The following is a 19882-nucleotide window of genomic DNA, read 5'->3' on the forward strand; positions in this document are numbered from 1 at the left end:
GCATTTGCGCCAGGCCTTCCGGCGGCGTACCGTTGTTCAGGTCGTTCAGCTGGTCGGCCACGAAGCCCGAGGCCTGCAGTGCCGCCTCGATGGCGAGCGGGGTCACCGGCGCTTCGCCGGTGCGCAGTGCGTCGAACAGGTTCTCGGTCAGGTGGCAGGCCGCGACCAGCGCGGGCAGGCCCATGAAGCCGGCGCCGCCCTTGATGGTGTGGAAGGACCGGAACACCGCATTCAGCGTTTCCTTGTTGTCCGGATCGCGTTCGAGGCGCAGCAAATGTTCTTCAACATTGACTGCCAGGTCCATCGCCTCGACGACGAAGTCCTTGAGCATATCGTCCATTAGAATCCCAGATCGGCGAGAAGATCGTCAACGTTGTCCTGGTCCAGGGCCGCTTCCGGCACCGACGGGCCCTGCATGAGCGCTGCGGGCGCGGCGGCTTCCTGTTCCTTCTTGGCCAGCTTTTCCTTGATGTCGGCAGGCGCGTTGTCGCGCAGCAGCTGGGCCAGTTCCGACTCGACCGTCTGGGTGATCTTGACCACCTTCTTGATCAGCTGGCCGGTGATGTCCTGGAAGTCCTGGGCCATCATAATTTCGAGCAGGCGCGCCTTTTCGGCTTCGGTCGCTTGATTCACCGCGGCGGCGAACTCGCGCGAGTCGCCGGCCAGGGCCTTGAATTCGTCCAGGCTCAGCTTGCCCGAGAACAGATCGGCCCAGCGGGTTTCCATGTCCTTGGCCTGCTTCGACAGCAGGTCCTGGGCCGGCATGCCCTCGTCCAGGGTGTTCAGCACCTTGTTGGCGGCCTGTTCGGTCAGGCTGGCGACGTATTCCAGGCGGTCCTGGGCGTCCACGATCTGGGACGAGGCCTCGGTCAGCGCCTTGTCGTAGCCCAGCTCGCGCAGCGAGTCGTGCAGCAGGCGGACGATGCCGCCCAGGCGTTCGAACATCCCGTGCTCGGCGGCTTGCGACTCGGCGGCGGCGGCCGGTGCGGCTGCGACTGCCGGTGCGGCCACGGCCGCAACCGGTGCACTGGTCGCGGACACCTGGTCGAACAGCGACTCCAGGTCCTCGTCGTCGCCGGCGGAAGCGGCTGCGGCGGGCGCAGGCGCCGGCTCGGCGGCGGGCGCGGGTGCGCTGGCGCGCTGCGCCGCCACTTCCTCGAATAGTGCGTCGAAATCGTCAGCGGCGTTGGTCATAATCCCTGCTTCTCCATAATGTATAAGTGCGCAATGAGCTGTGCAATTCGGGTTACTGCGTCCATCCGGGCCATTCCTGAGGCCGCATTAACAGATGGTATTGAGTCTGCATGCGAGTGTAGCAGCGTGGTTGCCGTAGGTAAATCTCGGAAACTGGCACGCAACAAAATGGACAGGTAAACTTAATACTGCGACAATCAAATCGCCTGGTTCCTGAATGTTTACGCAAGCTTGGTGTTGTATTTTGTAATCGCAGGGCCTGCGCAGCACCTGGTCCGGCCCCTTTGGTTTGCGCCGGAACAACAGCCTGGGTGTTTGATCCAACTCAACAGTTTGCGTTAAAGCAATCGCCGCCACGCCATCGAACCTCCAGAATGGCCTGGCCTTTGGGAGGAGTCATCATGTACCGCAAAATCCTGATCACCACCGACGGCTCGGCCGTGTCGCAGCACACCGCCTGTGCCGGCGTCAAATTCGCGGCGCAGATGGGGGCCGAGGTGCTGGCCCTGTTTGTCGCTCCAGAATACCAGTATCCAGTGTACGTGGAAATCATCCCGCCCTCCTACCCCAGCGAGGAGGATTACCTGGCCCAGATGCGGCGCATGGGCGAGGAATACATGGGCAAGATCGTGCGTTCCTGCGCCGGCGCCAACCTGCAGCACAGCTGCATGACCGCGTTTTCCGATACCGCGGCGCTCAAGATCGTCGACGTGGCGGAGCAGGAAGGCTGCGACCTGATCTTCATGGGTTCGCATGGCCGCAGCGGCTGGGGGCAACTGCTGCTGGGCAGCGTCACCAACAAGGTGCTGTCGCACACCACGAAACCGGTGCTCGTGCACCGCCTGATCAAGGAGCCGGGAACCTGAACGACCCGCTCCGCATAGTTTGAACATCGGCAATTTTTTGCAGGATCGATGTGTTAACCTGAAGCAGTTTGGGCCGCTCGCGGCCGGAAGGATGAATATGGTAAGAATCGTCATTGCCGATGACCACACGATCATGCGCGAAGGCCTCAAGCGCATTCTCGACGGCGCCGCCGACATCGAGATCGTCGGCGAGGCGACCAACGGCTTCGAGGTGCTGGCCCAGGTGCGCCAGGGCGGATTCGACCTGCTGCTGCTCGACCTGTCGATGCCGGGCCGCAGCGGCGTCGACCTGATCCGCCAGGTGCGCAGCGAGGCGCCCAAGCTGGCCATCCTGATTCTCACCATGCACGAAGAAGAGCAGTACGCGGTGCGCGCGATCCGCGCCGGCGCCCAGGGCTACCTGACCAAGGAAAGCGCGGGGACCCAGCTGGTGGGCGCGATCCGCAAGGTCGCGTCCGGCCGCCCCTACATCAGTACCGAAGTGGCCGAGCAGCTGGCCCTGAACATCATGGCGCCCAGCGAACAGCTGCTGCACAAGCAGCTGTCGGACCGCGAGTTCGAGGTGTTTTCCCTGCTGGTGGGCGGCAAGTCGATCACCGAGATCGCCAACGGCCTGCACCTGTCGGTCAAGACCGTCAGCACCCACAAGACCCGCATCATGCAGAAGATGGGCATGAACTCCCTGTCCGAAATGGTCCAGTACGCCGTCGCCCACCGCCTGCTGGCGCCAATGAGAGCGTAGCCGAACTTCTTTTGACCAGTTCCTGAGGTTTTCGTGCCACGCCGGCCGCATGCCGGACGCCTCCTCCCCCGCCTCGAATCTGCACGGCTGTGCCGTAATTCTTCCTGCTTCTCCTCTGGGGCACGGTGTTGTCAATCGGAAAATTCCTACACTGACCTCATCTCTCCTACCTCCATATTCAGGCATCGCTGATATTCGTGCCGGACTCGTGTTGGCATACTGAATTCAGCGTTTCGACTTGCTTGCGATCCAAGTCACGGCATCAGCGTAGTGGGATCGCTGCCTGAAACCTTAGCCCTTACCTGGAGAAGAGCATGCAGTCCCAGCCAATGTCAGACCAACGCAATGTTACCCAGCCGACCCTGCATTCGCCGATGGAAGCGGGCCGCCAGCGCCAGGGACGTCTCTGGTCCAACCTGAAAGAAGTCTGCGACCTGCTCCGCATTCCGGCCAGCGTGTCGGTGACGTCCGAGGAACTGCTGTTCCAGCACGTCCAGTTCAAGACCGGCCAGCGTGTGCACACCATCGGCCAGGCCTTCGACACCCTGTACATCGTCAATTCCGGTTTCCTCAAGACGGTGCTGATCGACGAGTTCGGCAACGAGCAGGTGCTGAGCTTTCCCATGAAGGGCGACATGCTGGGCGTCGACGGCATCCACACCCGCCACTACGCCTCCGAGGCGGTGGCCCTGTCCGACTGCGACCTGATCCTGCTGCCCTTCAAGAAACTGACCGCCCTGGGCCGCGTCCACAACGAGCTCGAGAACATGATGTACGGCGTGATGAGCCGCGAGCTGGTGCGCGAGCAGACCATGATCGGCATGCTCGGCGCCCTGTCCGCCGAAGCCCGCGTGGCGCGCTTTCTGGTAACCCTGGCCGACCGCTTCGCCGCCATGGGCTACTCGAGCAAGCTGTTCAACCTGCGCATGACCCGGCACGAGATCGGCAGCTACCTGGGGCTGACCCTGGAAACGGTGAGCCGCACCCTGTCGGCCTTCAACGAGATCGGCCTGATCACGGTGGACCAGCGCACGATCGGCATCAAGGATGCGGACGCGCTCAAGACCCTGCGGCGCTTGCCGCCGTCGAGGTCGAGGACCAAGGGGGCTGCGAAGCAGAAGGCGGAACTGGAGCAGCCGGGAGATGATCAGGTGTTGGCGACGGTGTAAGCCCAACCAATCCGCGCGGACAACCTATTAGAGCAGCACATGGCGTAGACCAGCACATAGCGCTACCGAAGCCGCCGCCACCGCTCAATCCACCACCATCTCTCAACGTCATCCCCGCGAAGGCGGGGATGACGTATTAAGGGAGCAGGTGCAATCTTACTAACGCGGCGCGCTCACTGATCCCGCGCCAACACCCCGCCATTCACCCTCACCCTGTCCCCCACCCTGAACCCGGGATCATTCTCATACTGGATCGCCTGCGTCGCCCCGCTATTCGCATACCGCACCACCACCTCATAGCGCTGGCTTTTGCGCATGTTCCGCTCCAGCTGGCGTCCTGCCACCGCGCCGCCCACGGCGCCCGCCACCGAGGCCGCCTTGCGGCCGCTGCCGCTGCCCACCTGGTTGCCCAGCAGCCCGCCGACCACCGCGCCGCCGATGGTGCCCAGGTAGCTGCCGTCGCCGCTGACCTCGATCACGTTCACCGCCTCCACCGTCGCGCAGCTGGTGCAATAGCGGGTCTCCTGTGGCGCCGCCGTGCGCCCGCCGGCCGCCATCAGCGGCTGGCCCAGCACCGTGGTCGAATAGCGGCCGTCGGCGCGGATGGTCGCCGTCACCCGGCTGTTGGTGAGGATGCGGTCGGTATTGCGCACCACGTACACGGCGCTGTACTCGCCCTGCTTCACCTCGGGCAGGAAGAACACGCCGCGCGCGCCGTCGAGCGCCACCTCCACCCGCGCACCCGGGGTGCCGAATACGGTAAAGCGCAGCTCGTTGCCGGCGCCCAGGTCGGGGCTGCCTTGCACCTCGAAGCGGTCGATGCGCGGTAAATTGGCCAGCTCGCCGCGCTGGTTCTGGCGGCGCGGTGCGTTGCTGCGCAGGAGCGACTCGGCCAGCACATTGGTCGCCACCTGATTGCCCAGGCGCAGGTTGGCGGTAACGCCGCTTTCCGGACGGATGCGGTCGTGGGTGCCGATGGTGTAGGTGCCGCTGTACTGCCCCGGCTCGACCTCGGTCATGTGCACGTTGCGGGTGGCGCCGTCGATGCGCAGGGTGGCGGCGCCGCCCGCACTGCCATACAGGTCGAAATGCAGCTCCACGCCCGGCGCCAGGCGCCCCACTTCCTCGACATTGAACCCATTGATCACCGGGCCATAGCTGCGGTTTTGCTCGACCTGCTGGGCATGCGCGGGCGCGCTCGCCATCGTCATGAGCGGCAGCAACGCGGCCGCCAGGGTACAGAACAGGGTGCGGAATCGCATGGTTCACCTCCAGGATGGCTATGCCTGGAGACCTTACGCCCGAGCATGGAAGGGGTCGGTACGCTATCGAACGCTGTGGACGGCCTCGCCGGAGGTAACGTAGATGCTGTCGCCCGCCTCCGGCCGGATCGCATGTCCACCGGTAAACGATCCGAAGGACGGCAGGATCATCCGCTCGCGTCCGACCACGAAGCAAGGCAGGCGCAGTGCGTCGGAGCGGGTGGCCAGCACGTAAACGGGGTGGATGTGTCCGGCCAGCGCGTAGCCCGGCACATCCATGTCGGGGTGATGGCAAAACGCAAAGGGTCCGATGGTATAGGGCTCGTCGACCAGCGCGATGTCGAGCGCCGCCGCCGGGTCGCCCGCGTGCAGGTCGTGGTTGCCGCGCACCAGGGTCAGGTCGAGCCCGGATTGGCGCCCGCGCCAGGCCAGCATCGCCTGCTGGGTGGAGCTGGCGTGGGACGCGCGCGCGTGCAGGAAGTCGCCCAGGAACATGATGTGGCGGGCGCCATGGGCGGCGACCAGGAAATCGAGCCCGGCAAGGTTTTCCGAAGTCGTCCCGCGCGGCACCGGCACACCCTGGGCGCGGAAGGCGGCCGCCTTGCCGAAGTGGATGTCGGCGATGACGAGCATGCGCTCGGCCGGCCAGAACACCGCCTTCTCCGGCAACAGCAGCAGCTGTTCGCCGCCTACTTTCACCATCGCACCGCTCATGCCGCCGCCGCTTTCTCCAGTTCGCGCACCATGCGCGCCACCCGGTCGGACAGCTTCTCGCTGCTGACCTTCTCGCGGTAGCGCTCCACCATCAGGGTAAACCCGAACGGCGTGGCGCGCTTCACGCCACACAGTACGATGCGGCGCGCGTGCAGGCCATTCAAGGTATCGCGCAGGCGGGTCAGCTCCAGCTCCTGTTCCATCACTTCGCGCTGGGCCTGGGTGAGCAGCAGGTTGCCGGCATCGTGCTTGCGGAAGACTTCGAAGAACAGCGAACTCGATGCCTGCAGCTGGCGCGCCGACTTCGGCTGGCCCGGATAGCCCGAGAACACCAGCCCGGCGATGCGCGCCACTTCCCGAAAGCGCTGCTGGCTCAGCTGTGTCGCATTCAGGCTTTCCAGCACGTCTTCCAGCAGGGTCGCCGTGTCGAACAGGGATACGTCGGCCCCGGTCTCGCCCGCGAAGACCGCGTCCCAGTCCACCGGCTCCGGCGCCAGCAGCTCGAAGCCATAGTCGTTGACGGCGATCGAGAAGGTGATCGGCCGGGTACGCGCGATGCGCCAGGCGAACAGCGAGGCCAGGCCCATGTGCACTGCGCGTCCACCGAAGGGATAGACGAACAGGTGGTAGCCCTCGCGGCTCTTCATGTGCTCAAGCACCAAAGCTTCGGGCGTGGGCAGCGCCGACCAGCGTTCCTGGATCTCGATCAGCGGGCGCAGCGCCTTCATCTCCGGTCCTTCGAACACCCCTTGCGAAGCCAGGCGCAGCTCGGCCAGCGCGGCATTCGCCAGTTCCGCCGACATCGGCAGCTTGACGCCCTGCCAGCGCGTGATCGCCCCGCGCTTGCCCGTGGCGCGCTTCACGAAGGCCGTCATCTCGTGCACCCGCACGAATTCCAGGATGCGTCCGCCGAACAGGAAGTGGTCGCCCGGCTTGAGGCGGGCGGCGAAGGATTCCTCCACGCTGCCGATCCGCCCGCCGCTCATGTACTTCACCTGGATACTGGAGTCCGACACGATGGTGCCGATGCCCATCCTGTGGCGTCGTCCGATCGCGGCGTCCGGCACGCGGTACACGCCCTCCTCGTCGGGCAGCACGCGCCGGTATTCCGGGTACACGGTCAGGCTCTGGCCGCCGCGCGCGACGAAGTCCAGCGCCCACTGCCATTCCTCCTGGGTCAGGTTGCGGTAGGACCAGGCCCGCGTCACCTCCTCGTACAGCGCGCTGGACTCGAAGCCGCCGCCCAGGGCCACCGTCACCAGGTGCTGCACCAAGACGTCGAAGGGTTTGTTCGGCACGTAGCGACCTTCGATGCGGCGCGCCGCCACCGCCTTCTTGGCGCCGGCCGCTTCCAGCAGCTCCAGGCTGTTGGTCGGCACCAGGGTCACACGCGAGACCCGTCCCGGCGCGTGGCCGCTGCGCCCTGCGCGCTGCAGCAGGCGTGCGATGCCCTTGGCGCTGCCCACCTGCAGCACGCGCTCGACCGGCAAAAAGTCCACGCCCAGGTCCAGGCTGGCGGTGCAGATCACGGCCTTGAGCACGCCGTTCTTCAGCCCCAGCTCCACCCATTCGCGCACCTCGCGATCGAGCGAGCCGTGGTGCAGCGCGATCACGCCGGCCCAGTCGGGACGCGCTTCGAGGATGTTCTGGTACCAGATCTCGGACTGGGCGCGGGTATTCGTGAACACCAGGGTCGCCTCGTGCCCCTCGATCTCCTTGATCACGGGGCCGAGCATCTGCATGCCCAGGTGGCCGCCCCAGGGAAAGCGCGACACCGGGTCGGGGATCAGGCAATCGACCACGATCTTCTTGCGCTGGTCGCCCTCGACCAGCACCCCCTCGTCGCCGCCCAGCAGCACCTGGCGCGCCAGGTCGAGGTCGCCCATGGTGGCGGACACGCCCCAGACCAGCAATTGCGGACGCCAGCGGCGCAGCCGGGCCAGGGCCAGCTGCACCTGCACCCCGCGCTTGCTCCCCATCAGTTCGTGCCACTCGTCGATGATGATCATGTCGAGGTGACGGAACTGCTCCTGGGCCGCCGCGTGGCTGAGCATCAGCGACAGGCTCTCGGGCGTGGTCACCAGCGCCGCCGGCATGCTGCGCGTCTGGCGCGCCCGCTCGGCGGATCCGGTGTCGCCGGTGCGCGCGCCGACCCGCCACTCGGGCAGCAGCACGGCGGTGGAGTCCTCCAGTGCGCGCTGGGTATCGGCGGCCAGGGCGCGCATCGGCGTGATCCACAGCACCCGCAGGCCGCCGCCGCGCTTTCCCGCGTCGAGACCCGCGCGCTGCAGGGCCGCGAACCAGACCGCGAAGGTCTTGCCGGCGCCGGTGTTCGCATGCAGCAGGCCCGAGTGGCCGGCCAGGGCGGCGTCCCAGACGGCGCGCTGGAAGGGAAAGGCCTTCCAGCCCTTCTCCGCAAACCACGCCTTGATTCTCCTGGTCACCTCGTTGGCGCTCATGGCCGGGTCATCCACCAGCAGCGGCCAGCAGGCCTTTCAGGATGTCGAGGGTGTCGGCCTCCTCCACCGGCTTGTTCTCGCGCCGGCGCAGGATACGCGGGAAGCGCACCGCGATGCCCGCCTTGTGACGCGGCGACAGGGCAATGCCCTCGAAGCCGATCTCGAACACCATGGTCGGCTTGACCGAGCGCACCGGCCCGAATTTTTCAATGGTCGTGCGGCGGATCACGTGATCGACCTGGGCGATCTCGGCGTCGGTCAGCCCGGAATAGGCCTTCGCGAAGGGCACCAGGCGCCGCTCCCCGCCCTCCCCGTCCCACACGGCGAAGGTGTAGTCGGTGTAGAGCGAGGCGCGCCGGCCGCTGCCCGGCTGGGCGTACAGCAGCACGGCGTCCACCGTATAGGGATCGATCTTCCACTTCCACCAGGTGCCCACGTCCTTGGTGCGGCCCACGCCGTAGCGCGCTTCGCGCGCCTTGAGCATCATCCCCTCGACGCAGCGCTCGCGCGAGGCGGAACGCAGGCTGGCCAGCTCGTCCCAGCTGTCGGCGGAAATCAGGGGCGACAAGCGCAGCTGCGGCTGCCCGGCCTTCTCGACCTCGGTCTCGAGCAGCGCGCGCCGTTCGTGCTGCGGCAGCCCGCGCAGGTCGACCCCGTCCAGCTCCAGTAGGTCGTAGCAGCACAGGACCGCGGGCAGCTCGCCCAGCAGCTTGGCGGACAAGGTCTTGCGCCCGATGCGCTTCTGCAGGTCGGCGAAGGGCGCGGGTACGCCCGAGCCGGGCTGCCAGATCAGCACTTCGCCATCGAGTACGGTGCCTTCCGGCAGGCGCACCGCGGCCAGCTCCGGAAAGCGCTCGGTGATCAGGTCCTCGCCGCGCGACCACAGGTAGCTCTGGCCGCCGCGCCGCACCAGCTGGGCGCGGATGCCGTCGTACTTCCATTCCACTTGCCAGTCGTCGACTTCGCCCAGCGCGGCCGGGTCGCCCTGCAGCTGGTGCGCCAGGAAGAAGGGGTAAGGCTGGCCCCCGCGCAGCTGGTGTTCGGCGTCGGTCTGCTCCGCGATCAGGTTCAAAAAGCCGGTGGCGGTGGGCTGCACGCGGCCGTCGGTCCAGCCCATCAGGCGCTGGGCGATCACCTTGCTGTCCACCGCCGCGATGGCGGCCAGCGCGCGCGTCACCAGCAGGCGCGACACGCCCACCCGGAAACCACCGCCGATCAGCTTGATGAGCAGGAAACGCTCGCGCCAGTCGAGTTCGTCCCAGTAGCTGAACAGGGCTTCGCGGATGCGGCTCGGGTCGGCCCCGCGCAGGGGTGCGATGCGCTGCTCCATCCATTCGGCCAGGCCGATGTCGGACTGCCTGGTCGGCGCCGGCAGGATGTGGGCGATGGTTTCGGCGAAGTCGCCGACCGCGTGGTAGGACTCGTCGAACAGCCAGTCGTCGAGCGCCGCGTACTCGATGGCGAACTGGCGCAGCAGCTTGGTCGGCACAGCCTGGCGCGGCTTGCCGCCGGCCAGGAAGTAGACCGCCCAGGCGGCGTTCTCCGGCGTGGCGCGCGAAAAATACTGCTGCAGGGCGTCCAGCTTGCGGGTGGTGGACGTGGTCTCGTCGAGGTCGGCGTACAGGCGGGCGAATTCACGCATCGGCTTCGCCTCCCCCGTCCTCCTTCGCCTCCTCCTTCGCCTCTTCTTTCGCAGTGTCCGTATAGGCGGCCGCGCCGGGAGGGGGCGTCGCCTCGTCCTCCTCCTCGTCGCCGTACTCGGTATTGAAACCCTTGGCGTCCAGTCCGTTCTGGCACAGCCAGCGCACCATGGTCGGGATCGACCCGTGGGTGACGATCACCTGCTCCGCCTCGGTGGCCTTGATGGCGCTCATCAGGCCGGGCCAGTCGGCATGGTCGGACAGCACGAAACCGCGGTCCACGCCGCGCCGCCGGCGCGCGCCGCGCAGCAGCATCCAGCCGCTGGCGAAGGCGTCGCTGTAGTCGCCGAAGCGTTTCATCCAGGGTGAGCCGCTGGCGGACGGCGGCGCCACCACCAGCGCGCGGCGCAGGGCCGCCTTGTCCACCTCGCTGACCATCAGCGTCGGCGGCAGGTCGACGCCGCCCGCGCGGTAGACCTTGTTGAGCGGCTCGACCGCGCCGTGGCAGACGATGGGGCCGATCGACGGGTCGAGCCCGGCCAGGATGCGCTGGGCCTTGCCGAAGGCATAGGCGAAGACCACGCTGCAGCGGCCCTCGTCGGCGTTCTTGCGCCACCACCGGTTGATCTCGTCCATGATCGTTTGCTCGGATTCCCAGCGGTAGATCGGCAGGCCGAAGGTCGATTCGGTGATGAAGGTGTCGCAGCGCACCGGCTCGAAGGGTGCGCAGGTGGGGTCCGGCCCCACCTTGTAGTCGCCCGAGGCGACCCAGACTTCGCCGCCGCATTCCATGCGCACCTGGGCCGAGCCCAGCACGTGGCCGGCGGGGTGCAGCGAGATGGTGACGCCGTTATGGGTGATGCGCTCGCCGTATTCCAGTCCGTCGATCGTGATATCGCCCAGGCGCGACCTGAGCACGCCCACGCCGGAGGCCGCCGACAGGTAGTGGCCGTGCCCCACACGCGCATGGTCGCCATGGGCGTGGGTGATCACGGCGCGGTCGACCGGCCGCCATGGGTCGATGTAGAACTGGCCCGGAACGCAATACAGTCCTTCCCTGCGGACGACGACCATGTCTCCCATGCGTTCCTTTCTCGGTCAGACCGGTTCCAGAAAATCAGCCAGGAAGGTACGGCTCTCCTGGTCCGGGAATTCCAATGTCACCTGGTCGCCCGCGACGGCAACCACCACGCCTTCTCCATACTTCGGCGCCTTCGCGCGCCCGCCCACCTCGAACTGCGGGCCGCTGGGTGCCGGTTCGGGCTCGCGGTCGAACTCGTCGTCACGAATGTCGATGTCTTCCGTGAGCGTCAGCGCCGGCGGATTCAGGCAGTTGTCGCAGCGGCAGCACCGCTCGAAGCCTGCGACCTCATCGTTGAAGTAATCGAGGAGCAACTTCCAGCGGCAAAAACCGCTTACCGCATAGCCTACCATCTGGTCGAGCGCTTCGCGGTCGCGTTCCTGCTTCTGGACGTAGACCTGGGCCAGGCCGTCGAAGCTGCCGCTGCGCGGCTCGGTCGTGGTGGCGGCGTACTCCAGCTTGCGGTTCTGGCGCAGCAGCTTGCCGTCCTTGAGCAGCTTGAGGCAGACCTTGATGTTCGCCTCGCTGATCTCGTCCAGCTGGGTTTCGATGCGGTCGGCCGTCACCGGGCCGTCCGCGGCCAGCGCGCGCACCGCTTCGTAGATGGCGCGCAGCTCCGCGGCGCTCGGATAATGCTTCACCAGGAAGAACTGCTGGATGCGCTTGTCGTCCTGCAGGAACAGCAGGGTGCACTCGGCGTCCAGCCCGTCGCGCCCGGCCCTGCCCGACTCCTGGTAATAGGATTCGAGGTTGGCCGGGATCTGCAGGTGGATCACGAAGCGGGTATCGCTCTTGTCGATCCCCATGCCGAAGGCATTGGTGGCGACCATCACGCGCCGCTCGCCGTTCATGAACAGGTCCTGGTTCAGCTTGCGCTCGGCGCTCGGCAGCTTGCCGTGGTAGATCGTGACCGACTCGCCGGCTTCTTCCAGCACCTCGAGCATTTCCTCGGCCGCCTTGACGGTGGCGGCATACACGATGCCCACGCCCGCCGTTTCGCGCACCAGGCGCAAGGCTTCCGAATATTTCTCATGAGCATTCGTCACCTGCACCACGCGGTAATGCAGGTTCGGCCGGTAGATGCCGGTGTTGATGACATTGATCTTGGGCCGGTTCAGCTGCTTGCCGATGTCCTCGATCACCTCGTCGGTGGCGGTGGCCGTCAGCGCCAGCACCGGCGGCCGGCCCAGCGCTTCGATGGCGGCGCCCAGGCCGATGTAGGCGGGACGGAAGTCGTGCCCCCACTGCGAGATGCAGTGGGCCTCGTCGATGACCACGATGTCGAGCGTGACCTTGCGCAGCACGTCGATGAACTCGGGCGAGACCAGGCGCTCGGGCGTGCAGAACACGATCTCGCAGGCTTCGCTGGCGATCGCCTCGATGGCGGCGGCCTCTTCGGCGGAATTCAGGCTGCTGTTGACCTGGACCGAGCGGATGCCCAGCTCTTCCAGCTTCTCCAGCTGGTCCTTCATGAGCGAGATCAAGGGTGAGACGACGATCGTGATCCCCTTCAGCATCTTGGCGGGGATCTGGTAGCACAGCGACTTGCCGCCGCCGGTGGGCATGATGGCCAGGGTGTCCTTGCCATCCAGGACGCTGTCGATGACGCGCTGCTGTCCTTCGCGCAGGTGTTCGATCCCGAACACGGTGCTCAGCAGGCGGCGGATGGTATTGCGGCGCACGGCGAGCAGGCCGCGGTGCAGGAGGGTGGGGTCGTGTCGGGTCATGATGGAACGATTCTGGCCCCGGCCCCGCGACTCGACTATAGGACACGAGCTACCGCAAACGTAGGAAGCCTACTTTTGGCGGTGCCGGCTTAGCACAAGGTGTATTCCTACAATATGACGGAGAATCCGCCGATGCCTGCTGTCGGGTCGGATCGATAGCATGGAACCATCATCCATAGCAAAACCGTACCCGGGAGAACATCATGGCGCGCCATCATCCAATCACGTGGACCGCAGTCCACCTGGCGCTGGCTACCGCAGCCACCTGGCTGCTGCTGGAAACCGAGGCCCTTCCGGGGGCCTTGCTGGTGTTTTTCCACTGACAGGATGTTGTAGCGTGGGGTGACAATGGGTGGTGTCACCCGTGGTCAATCGTGCGCGGGGTGGGGGTTTCATATGCCGCCTGCGTAGCTCATTACCCCTTCACTATTACCCTCAAAACCGTCATTCCCGCCACTGGCGGCAATGACGGTTTTGGGGAAAACGGTTAGAGCATGCGCTAACGAGACGCAAACAAAAACGCCATCTCCACGGAGATGGCGTTTTCACTTCCAGCGGGCCACCGGCCCGCCACTTACGCCGCTTCCACCGCCACCGGCTTGCGAATGATGTAATCAAACGCCGACAGCGCACACTTCGCCCCATCTCCCGCCGCGATCACGATCTGCTTGTACGGCGTGGTGGTCGCATCGCCCCCGGCGAACACGCCGGGAATACTGGTCGCGCCATGGTCGTCCACCACGATCTCGCCGAAGCGCGACAGCTCCAGCGTGCCCTTCAGCCACTCGGTATTCGGCACCAGGCCGATCTGCACGAACACGCCCTCCAGCGGCACCAGGTGCTCTTCGCCGCCGATGCGGTCCTTGAAGCGGATGCCGTTGACCTTCTTGCCGTCGCCGACGATCTCGGTGGTCTGCGCATTGGTGTGGATGGTCACGTTCTTCAGGCTTTCCAGCTTGTTGACCAGCACCGCGTCCGCCTTCAGCTGGTGCGCGAACTCGAGCAGGGTCACATGTTCGACCAGGCCGGCCAGGTCGATCGCCGCCTCGACGCCCGAGTTGCCGCCGCCGATCACCGCCACGCGCTTGCCCTTGTACAGCGGGCCGTCGCAGTGCGGGCAGTAGTTGACGCCGGCGTTCTTGTACTCCTGCTCGCCCGGCACGTTCACATTGCGCCAGCGTGCGCCGGTCGACAGGATCACGGTGCTCGACTTCAGGCTGCCGCCGTTCGCGAAGCGGACCTCGACCAGGCCGTCCGGGGTCGCCGGCGGGACCAGTTTAGCCGCTTCCTGCTGCTGCATCACTTCCACGCCGTAGTGGCGCACCTGGGCCTCCAGCGCGGCCGCGAACTTCGGGCCGTCGGTTTCCAGCACCGAGATGTAGTTCTCGATCGACATGGTGTCGTTCACCTGGCCGCCCATGCGGCCGGTCGCGATACCGGTGCGGATGCCTTTGCGGGCCGCATACACGGCCGCCGCCGCACCGGCAGGACCGCCGCCGATGATCAGGACGTCGTACGGATCCTTGGCGTCGAGCTTGGCGGCCTCGCGGGCGCCGGCGCCGGTGTCGAGCTTGGCCACGATTTCTTCCACGGTCGTACGGCCCGAATTGAACAGCTCGCCGTTCAGGAACAGGGCCGGCACCGCCATCACCTGGCGCGCCTCGACTTCCTGCTTGAAGGCGCCGCCTTCGATCACGGTCGTCTTGACGCGCGGGTTCAGGATCGCCATCAGGCTCACCGCCTGCACCACGTCCGGGCAGCTATGGCAGCTCAGCGACATGTAGACTTCGAAGTTGTAGTCGCCGTCCAGCGCCTTGATGGTGTCGATGACGTCCTGCTCGACCTTCGGCGGATGGCCGCCGGTCCACAGCAGGGCCAGCACCAGCGAGGTGAACTCATGGCCCAGCGGCAGGCCGGCGAAGCGCAGCTGGGTGCCGTTGCCGGGGCGCGCCAGCGAGAAGGACGGCTTGCGCGCGTCGTTGCCGTCGTAGCGCACGCTGATCTTGTCGCTGCGCAGGCTCTGGATGGTCTCCAGCAGATCACGCATCTGGGCGGAGGTCGCGCTGTCGTCCAGGGAAGCGACCATCTCGAAAGGCTGCTGCACGCGCTGGAGGTAGGCGCCAAGCTGGGTTTTCAGTTCAGGTGTGAGCATCGTATTCTTCCTTCTTTGTCGTTCAGCGTTTTGATTAAGCAAAGTAGTGAATCTGCTGGTGAGATCGACTAATTTGATTACCTGGCCTTTCCAGGCGTAAAAAGCTGGGCCGTAAATGAACCGGGCCGCCGCGGCGGCCCGGACAAACTACGGGATTACGCGATCAGATCTTGCCGACCAGGTCCAGCGACGGGGTCAGGGTTTCGGCGCCTTCGGTCCACTTGGCCGGGCACACTTCACCCGGGTGCGATGCGACGTACTGGGCAGCCTTGACCTTGCGCATCAGTTCCGATGCGTCGCGGCCGATGCCGTTGTCGTGCACTTCCATGACCTTGATCTGCCCTTCCGGGTTGATCACGAAGGTGCCGCGCAGGGCCATGCCTTCTTCTTCGATCATGACTTCGAAGTTACGCGACAGGACGCCGGTCGGGTCGCCGATCAGCGGGTAGTTCACTTTCTTGATGGCGTCCGAGGTGTCGGCCCATGCCTTGTGCGCGAAGTGGCTATCGGTCGACACGCCGTACACTTTCACGCCCATCTTTTCGAATTCCGGCTGGAACGCCGCCAGATCTTCCAGTTCGGTCGGGCAGACGAAGGTGAAATCAGCCGGGTAGAACATCACGACCGACCAGGTGCCCTTGAAGTGTTCTTCGGTCAGGTCAATGAATTTGCCGGCGTGGTAAGCGGTTGCCTTGAACGGTTTGATCTGGGTGTTGATGAGGGACATGTAATCTCCTGTTTTGCGGTTGGTGAGTCAATGAAGAGCAGTGTACCGGGCTGCTCATCGTTTGTGAAATTGATTGAAACGATATTCTTGATTGATTTTAGCTATCAGTCAAGGTTTGCCTGGCCCGTCGATGAAAACGTCATAGGGGAAATAGAGCCCGGACAGTGTGGACCAAATGCCAAGCGGGCGCAACCGCTAGCCCGATTGGAGCGGCCAGTATTGCAGGGTTGGCGGCTCCGCCGCCGGCGCGACGATCAAACTCCGCTGGCAGCCTCGGCGAAGGCTTCCTGCTCGCTGCACGGCAGGTGCAGGCTGAAGGTCGAGCCCTCGCCCGGCTTGCTGGTCACGCGCAGCTCGCCGCCGTGCGAGACCGCCAGCTGGCGCGAGATGTACAGGCCCAGCCCCAGGCCCTTCGGCTCGCCGTTGCGCGCGCCCCGCTCGTAGGGCTCGAAGATGCGTTCGATGTCGGTCGCGGCAATGCCCTTGCCCTGGTCGCGCACATCGACCCGGACCCGGTCGCCATCCAGCTGCACGCTCACCTCGACCGGCTGGCCGCCGCCGTAGCGCAGCGCATTGGTCAGCAGGTTCACCACCACCTGCTCGATGCGGAATTCGTCCCAGCACCCCACCACCGGATCGTGCGGCACCAGGGTCAGGGTGGTGCCGGTGGACGCCGCCTGCAGGGCCATGTCGCTGACCACCCGCTCCAGCAGGCTGACCAGTTCGACATTGCAGGGCCGGATCGACAGCTTCCCGCTGCGCATGCGCGAGACGTCGAGCATGTCGTCGATCAGGCGGATCATGGCCTTGATCTGGCGCTCGTCGCGCCGCACCATCGCTTCCATCTGGTCCGGACTGAAGGCGGCCGTGTTGCCGCGCCGGATCTGCAGGCTGCGCATCTGGGTTTCCAGGAACAGGGTGTTGAGCGGCGTGCGCAGCTCGTGCGCCACCAGCGACATGAATTCGTCGCGCATGCGCAGCGAGCGCTGCAGCTCTTCCTGGGTGGCGTTCAGCTCGCGCAGCAGGGTCTCCTGCTCCTGGCGGCTGCGCTCCAGCGCCGCCATCTGGCGCCGCGTCTCGCGCCGCTGCTGGTCGAGCGCGACGAAGACCTTGACCTTGCCGCGCACCGCATCCGGGTCGAGCGGCTTGTAGAGGAAGTCGACCGCCCCGCTCTCGTAGCCCTTGAAGGCGTAGTTCAGCTCGCGCCCGGCGGCGGACACGAACATGATCGGAATGTGGCGGGTGCGTTCGGTGCCCCGCATCAGGGTCGCCAGTTCGAAGCCGTCCATGCCGGGCATCTGGACGTCGAGGATGGCCAGGGCGAATTCGTGCTCCAGCAGCAGGGCCAGGGCCTGGTCGCCCGAGCCGGCCTGGTAGACCTGGCACGGTTCGGTACGCAGCAGCGCTTCCAGGGCCTGCAGGTTTTCCGGCAGGTCGTCGACGATCAGGATCTTGCTAGGGTCTTGGACGCTCATGGTTTCTCCAACAAGGACAGCAGCGTGCGGATGCCGCTGAGTGGCAGCACCAGGTCCGGGGTGCTGCGCCGGATCGCCTCTTCGGGCATGGTGCGGGCCTGGGCTTCATTCGGTTCCTGCACGACGGTCAAGCCGCCGCAGGCCTTGATGCGGGCCATGCCGCCGGCGCCGTCGTGGTTGGCGCCGGTCAGCAGGATGCCGGCCAGGGCCGGGCCGTAGACGTCGGCGGCGGATTCCATCAATACGTCGATCGCGGGCCGCGCGAAGTGCACGGGCGGCTCGCAGCTGAGCGAGAAACTGCGGTCGGCTTCGATCGACAGATGATAGCCCGCTCCGGCGAAATACACCGTGCCCGGTTCGATGGGTTCCTTGTCGCGCGCCTCGCGCACCGGCAGCGCCACGCGCGCGGCGAACAGCTCGGCCAGGCGGCTGTCGCGGTCGGCCGGTATGTGCAGGATGCAGACCATCCCGGGACCGAAGCGCTCGGGCAGCGCCGGCAGCAGGCCGATCAGCGCATCGACGCCGCCGGCCGAGCCGCCGATGATCACCAGCTCGAAGCGGCGTCCGTCCAGCACCTGCGGGATACGCGGATCGCTGCTCATGCCGCCACCTTGCGGAACAGGCGCTCGCGCTTCGCCAGCGGCTCGAAGCGCCCGGCATAACTGGAAAAGTCGATCGACTCCTTGCTGCCCAGTCCCATGAAGCCGCGGTGGCACAGCGAATCGTGGAACAGGCCCAGCACCCGGTCCTGGAGCTGGCGGTTAAAGTAGATCAGCACGTTGCGGCAGCTGACGAAATGGGTTTCCGAGAACACGCTGTCGGTGGCCAGGCTGTGGTCGGCGAAGGTCACGTTCTCCACCAGCGAGCGGTCGAACTTGGCGCCGTCGTAGGCCGCCACGTAGTAGTCGGAAAAGGCCTTCCGGCCGCCGGCCTTCTGGTAGTTCTCGGTGTACAGGCGCATACGCTCGAGCGGAAACACGCCGCGCCGCGCCGCTTCCAGCGATTGCGGGTTGATGTCGGTGGCGTAGATGATGCTGCGTTCCAGCAGGCCCTCTTCCTTGAGCAGGATGGCAAGCGAATACACCTCTTCGCCGGTGCTGCAGCCGGCCACCCAGATCTTCAGCGAGGGGTAGGTGCTCAGGAAAGGCGCCACCTGCTCGCGCACGGCCAGGAAGTACTCGGGGTCGCGGAACATCTCGGTGACGGGAATCGTCAGGTACTGCAGCAGCTGGGCGAAGCCGTTCGGCGCGTGCAGGACCTTGGCCTGCAGCGCCGACACGGTGTCGCAGCCCATCTCGCGCATGGCCACCAGCACGCGTCGCTTCTGCGACGCGCCGGTGTAGTCGCGGAAGTCGTAGTTGTACTTCAGGTAGACCGCCTCGACCAGCATGCGCAGTTCGATGTCGAAATCGCTCGGTGGCTTCGTCATGGCTTCGTCATCGCTTCTTCAAATCCGCTCCAGAGCCGGCATCCACACGCGCAGCAGCGAGTACAGCCGGGTCAGGTCGATCGGCTTGGCCAGGTAGTCGTTGGCGCCCGCGGCCAGGCATTGCTCCTGGTCGTCCTTCATCGCCTTGGCCGTGATGGCGATGATCGGCAGGCGCTCGAAGCGTGCGTCGGCGCGGATGCGGCGCGTCGCCTCCAGCCCGTCCATGCCCGGCATCATGACGTCCATCAGCACCAGGTCGATGCCCGGGACCTCGTCGAGTTTTGCGATGGCCTCGAAACCGTTCCGGCCCACCTCGACCCTGGCGCCGCGCTGCTCCAGCGCGCTGGTCAGGGCGAACACGTTGCGCACGTCGTCATCCACCAGCAGGATGGTACGCCCTTCGAACACGCGGTCGCGCCCGCGCACCGCCTTCAGCATGGTCTGGCGCTCGGACGAGAGCTCGGACTCGACCTTGTGCAGGAACAGGGTCACCTCGTCCAGCAGGCGTTCGGGGGAGCGTGCGCCCTTGATGATGATTGAGCGCGAGTAGCGCAGCAGCTCGGCTTCCTCGTCGCGGGTCAGGTTGCGGCCGGTGTACACGATCACCGGCGGGAAGGAGCACAGCTCCTCGCCCGACATCCGCTCCAGCAGTTCCCTGCCCTGCATGTCGGGCAGCTTGAGGTCGATGATCATGCAGTCGAAGATCTCCTTGCGGAGCAGTTCCAGCGCCTCGCCGGCGGTGCCCACCGGGGCGATCTCGACGTCGTCGTCGGCGATCAGCCGCACCACGCTGTCGCGCTGGCGCTCGTCGTCCTCGACCAGCAGCACGCGCTTGATCTTCTGGTTCGATTTCTCCTGCAGCTTGCGGAACACTTCTTCCAGCTGCTCGCGCGAGGTGGGCTTCAGCGCATAGCCGATCGCGCCCAGGTGCAGGGCTTCGCCGCCGTTCTCCATGCTCGACACCACGTGCACCGGGATGTGGCGGGTGGACGGGTTGTCCTTCAGCTGCTGCAGCACCGTCAGGCCGGAACGGTCCGGCAGGCGGATGTCGAGCAGCACCGCGTCCGGCTTCTGGCTGGCGGCCAGGGCGAGGCCCTCGTCGGCCGACATCGCCACCAGGCAGCGGTATTCCATCTCGTGCGCCAGGTCGTACAGGATGCGCGCGAACTGCGGCTCGTCCTCGACCACCAGCACGGTGCGGCGCCCGCCCGCCTGTTCGTCGCGGTCGTCCGGGAAGGACTCCAC

The 19882-nt window shown here is 65.9% G+C and carries 17 protein-coding genes; 3 read left to right on the forward strand and 14 right to left on the reverse strand.

The features are described 5' to 3' along the window. On the reverse strand, window positions 1-340 hold a 340-nt coding region (locus tag V7778_RS23790; protein WP_335559900.1), incomplete at its 3' end, for an Hpt domain-containing protein. Then, the gene (locus tag V7778_RS23795) at window positions 340-1194 is read right to left on the reverse strand and encodes a protein phosphatase CheZ (protein ID WP_335559902.1); all 855 of its coding nucleotides are present in this window, start codon (window positions 1192-1194) and stop codon (window positions 340-342) included. The genes V7778_RS23795 and V7778_RS23790, both read right to left, overlap by 1 nt. Before the next feature lie 401 nt (window positions 1195-1595). Here V7778_RS23795 and V7778_RS23800 point away from each other — a divergent pair, with 401 nt between their 5' ends. From V7778_RS23800 to V7778_RS23810, 3 genes are all read left to right on the forward strand, one after another. Then, on the forward strand, window positions 1596-2060 hold the full coding sequence (locus V7778_RS23800; RefSeq protein ID WP_335559904.1) for a universal stress protein: 465 nt from the start codon (window positions 1596-1598) through the stop codon (window positions 2058-2060). Between the two features lie 97 nt (window positions 2061-2157). Beyond that, window positions 2158-2802: a response regulator transcription factor gene (locus V7778_RS23805; protein ID WP_335559905.1), complete on the forward strand. Its 645-nt coding sequence runs from the start codon at window positions 2158-2160 to the stop codon at window positions 2800-2802. Window positions 2803-3176: 374 nt separating this feature from the next. Further along, a complete protein-coding gene (locus V7778_RS23810; RefSeq protein ID WP_335559926.1) occupies window positions 3177-3971 on the forward strand; it encodes a Crp/Fnr family transcriptional regulator in 795 nt (264 codons plus the stop codon). A 173-nt stretch (window positions 3972-4144) separates the two neighbouring features. Here V7778_RS23810 and V7778_RS23815 read toward each other — a convergent pair whose 3' ends face one another. The 12 genes from V7778_RS23815 to V7778_RS23870 all read right to left on the reverse strand — a co-directional run. Beyond that, window positions 4145-5233, reverse strand: coding sequence for a glycine zipper 2TM domain-containing protein (locus V7778_RS23815; RefSeq protein WP_335559907.1), 1089 nt, complete (start codon window positions 5231-5233; stop codon window positions 4145-4147). A gap of 63 nt (window positions 5234-5296) precedes the next feature. Continuing rightward, entirely contained in the window at window positions 5297-5947 is a 651-nt protein-coding gene (gene pdeM, locus V7778_RS23820; RefSeq protein ID WP_335559909.1) for a ligase-associated DNA damage response endonuclease PdeM, read from the reverse strand. Continuing rightward, entirely contained in the window at window positions 5944-8406 is a 2463-nt protein-coding gene (locus V7778_RS23825; protein ID WP_335559910.1) for a ligase-associated DNA damage response DEXH box helicase, read from the reverse strand. The genes pdeM and V7778_RS23825 overlap by 4 nt, the downstream gene beginning before the upstream one ends. A 7-nt stretch (window positions 8407-8413) precedes the next feature. Next, window positions 8414-10048 carry an ATP-dependent DNA ligase gene (locus tag V7778_RS23830; protein WP_335559911.1) on the reverse strand — a complete coding sequence of 545 codons (1635 nt, stop codon included), beginning with the start codon at window positions 10046-10048 and terminating at the stop codon, window positions 8414-8416. After that, window positions 10041-11129 carry a ligase-associated DNA damage response exonuclease gene (locus V7778_RS23835; RefSeq protein WP_335559913.1) on the reverse strand — a complete coding sequence of 363 codons (1089 nt, stop codon included), beginning with the start codon at window positions 11127-11129 and terminating at the stop codon, window positions 10041-10043. Before V7778_RS23835 ends, V7778_RS23830 begins: the two co-directional genes overlap by 8 nt. Before the next feature lie 15 nt (window positions 11130-11144). After that, on the reverse strand, window positions 11145-12854 hold the full coding sequence (locus V7778_RS23840) for a RecQ family ATP-dependent DNA helicase (RefSeq protein ID WP_335559915.1): 1710 nt from the start codon (window positions 12852-12854) through the stop codon (window positions 11145-11147). A 574-nt stretch (window positions 12855-13428) separates the two neighbouring features. Beyond that, a complete protein-coding gene (gene ahpF, locus V7778_RS23845; RefSeq protein ID WP_335559917.1) occupies window positions 13429-15006 on the reverse strand; it encodes an alkyl hydroperoxide reductase subunit F in 1578 nt (525 codons plus the stop codon). Between the two features lie 163 nt (window positions 15007-15169). Then, window positions 15170-15733 carry an alkyl hydroperoxide reductase subunit C gene (ahpC, locus tag V7778_RS23850; RefSeq protein WP_335559919.1) on the reverse strand — a complete coding sequence of 188 codons (564 nt, stop codon included), beginning with the start codon at window positions 15731-15733 and terminating at the stop codon, window positions 15170-15172. A 254-nt stretch (window positions 15734-15987) separates the two neighbouring features. After that, entirely contained in the window at window positions 15988-17208 is a 1221-nt protein-coding gene (locus V7778_RS23855) for a hybrid sensor histidine kinase/response regulator (RefSeq protein ID WP_335559920.1), read from the reverse strand. Then, window positions 17205-17810: a chemotaxis protein CheB gene (locus V7778_RS23860; RefSeq protein WP_335559921.1), complete on the reverse strand. Its 606-nt coding sequence runs from the start codon at window positions 17808-17810 to the stop codon at window positions 17205-17207. The genes V7778_RS23855 and V7778_RS23860 overlap by 4 nt, the downstream gene beginning before the upstream one ends. Then, entirely contained in the window at window positions 17807-18637 is an 831-nt protein-coding gene (locus V7778_RS23865) for a CheR family methyltransferase (protein ID WP_335559923.1), read from the reverse strand. The genes V7778_RS23860 and V7778_RS23865 overlap by 4 nt, the downstream gene beginning before the upstream one ends. 18 nt (window positions 18638-18655) lie before the next feature. Then, window positions 18656-19882, reverse strand: a 1227-nt coding sequence (locus tag V7778_RS23870) for a response regulator (protein WP_335559924.1), incomplete at its 5' end; no start/stop codon positions are given.

The organism is Massilia sp. DD77 (assembly GCF_036961685.1).
In the GTDB taxonomy this organism is placed as follows: Bacteria; Pseudomonadota; Gammaproteobacteria; order Burkholderiales; family Burkholderiaceae_D; genus Telluria.

Excerpts from the sequence above, each read along its gene's own strand:
- pdeM (WP_335559909.1), bottom strand. The coding sequence starts at position 5,947 with ATGAGCGGTGCGATGGTGAAAGTAGGCGGCGAACAGCTGCTGCTGTTG.
- V7778_RS23810 (WP_335559926.1), top strand. The coding sequence starts at position 3,177 with ATGGAAGCGGGCCGCCAGCGCCAGGGACGTCTCTGGTCCAACCTGAAA.
- V7778_RS23825 (WP_335559910.1), bottom strand. The coding sequence starts at position 8,406 with ATGAGCGCCAACGAGGTGACCAGGAGAATCAAGGCGTGGTTTGCGGAG.
- V7778_RS23800 (WP_335559904.1), top strand. The coding sequence starts at position 1,596 with ATGTACCGCAAAATCCTGATCACCACCGACGGCTCGGCCGTGTCGCAG.
- ahpC (WP_335559919.1), bottom strand. The coding sequence starts at position 15,733 with ATGTCCCTCATCAACACCCAGATCAAACCGTTCAAGGCAACCGCTTAC.
- V7778_RS23860 (WP_335559921.1), bottom strand. The coding sequence starts at position 17,810 with ATGAGCAGCGATCCGCGTATCCCGCAGGTGCTGGACGGACGCCGCTTC.
- ahpF (WP_335559917.1), bottom strand. The coding sequence starts at position 15,006 with ATGCTCACACCTGAACTGAAAACCCAGCTTGGCGCCTACCTCCAGCGC.
- V7778_RS23830 (WP_335559911.1), bottom strand. The coding sequence starts at position 10,048 with ATGCGTGAATTCGCCCGCCTGTACGCCGACCTCGACGAGACCACGTCC.
- V7778_RS23835 (WP_335559913.1), bottom strand. The coding sequence starts at position 11,129 with ATGGGAGACATGGTCGTCGTCCGCAGGGAAGGACTGTATTGCGTTCCG.
- V7778_RS23815 (WP_335559907.1), bottom strand. The coding sequence starts at position 5,233 with ATGCGATTCCGCACCCTGTTCTGTACCCTGGCGGCCGCGTTGCTGCCG.
- V7778_RS23840 (WP_335559915.1), bottom strand. The coding sequence starts at position 12,854 with ATGACCCGACACGACCCCACCCTCCTGCACCGCGGCCTGCTCGCCGTG.
- V7778_RS23795 (WP_335559902.1), bottom strand. The coding sequence starts at position 1,194 with ATGACCAACGCCGCTGACGATTTCGACGCACTATTCGAGGAAGTGGCG.
- V7778_RS23865 (WP_335559923.1), bottom strand. The coding sequence starts at position 18,637 with ATGACGAAGCCACCGAGCGATTTCGACATCGAACTGCGCATGCTGGTC.
- V7778_RS23855 (WP_335559920.1), bottom strand. The coding sequence starts at position 17,208 with ATGAGCGTCCAAGACCCTAGCAAGATCCTGATCGTCGACGACCTGCCG.
- V7778_RS23805 (WP_335559905.1), top strand. The coding sequence starts at position 2,158 with ATGGTAAGAATCGTCATTGCCGATGACCACACGATCATGCGCGAAGGC.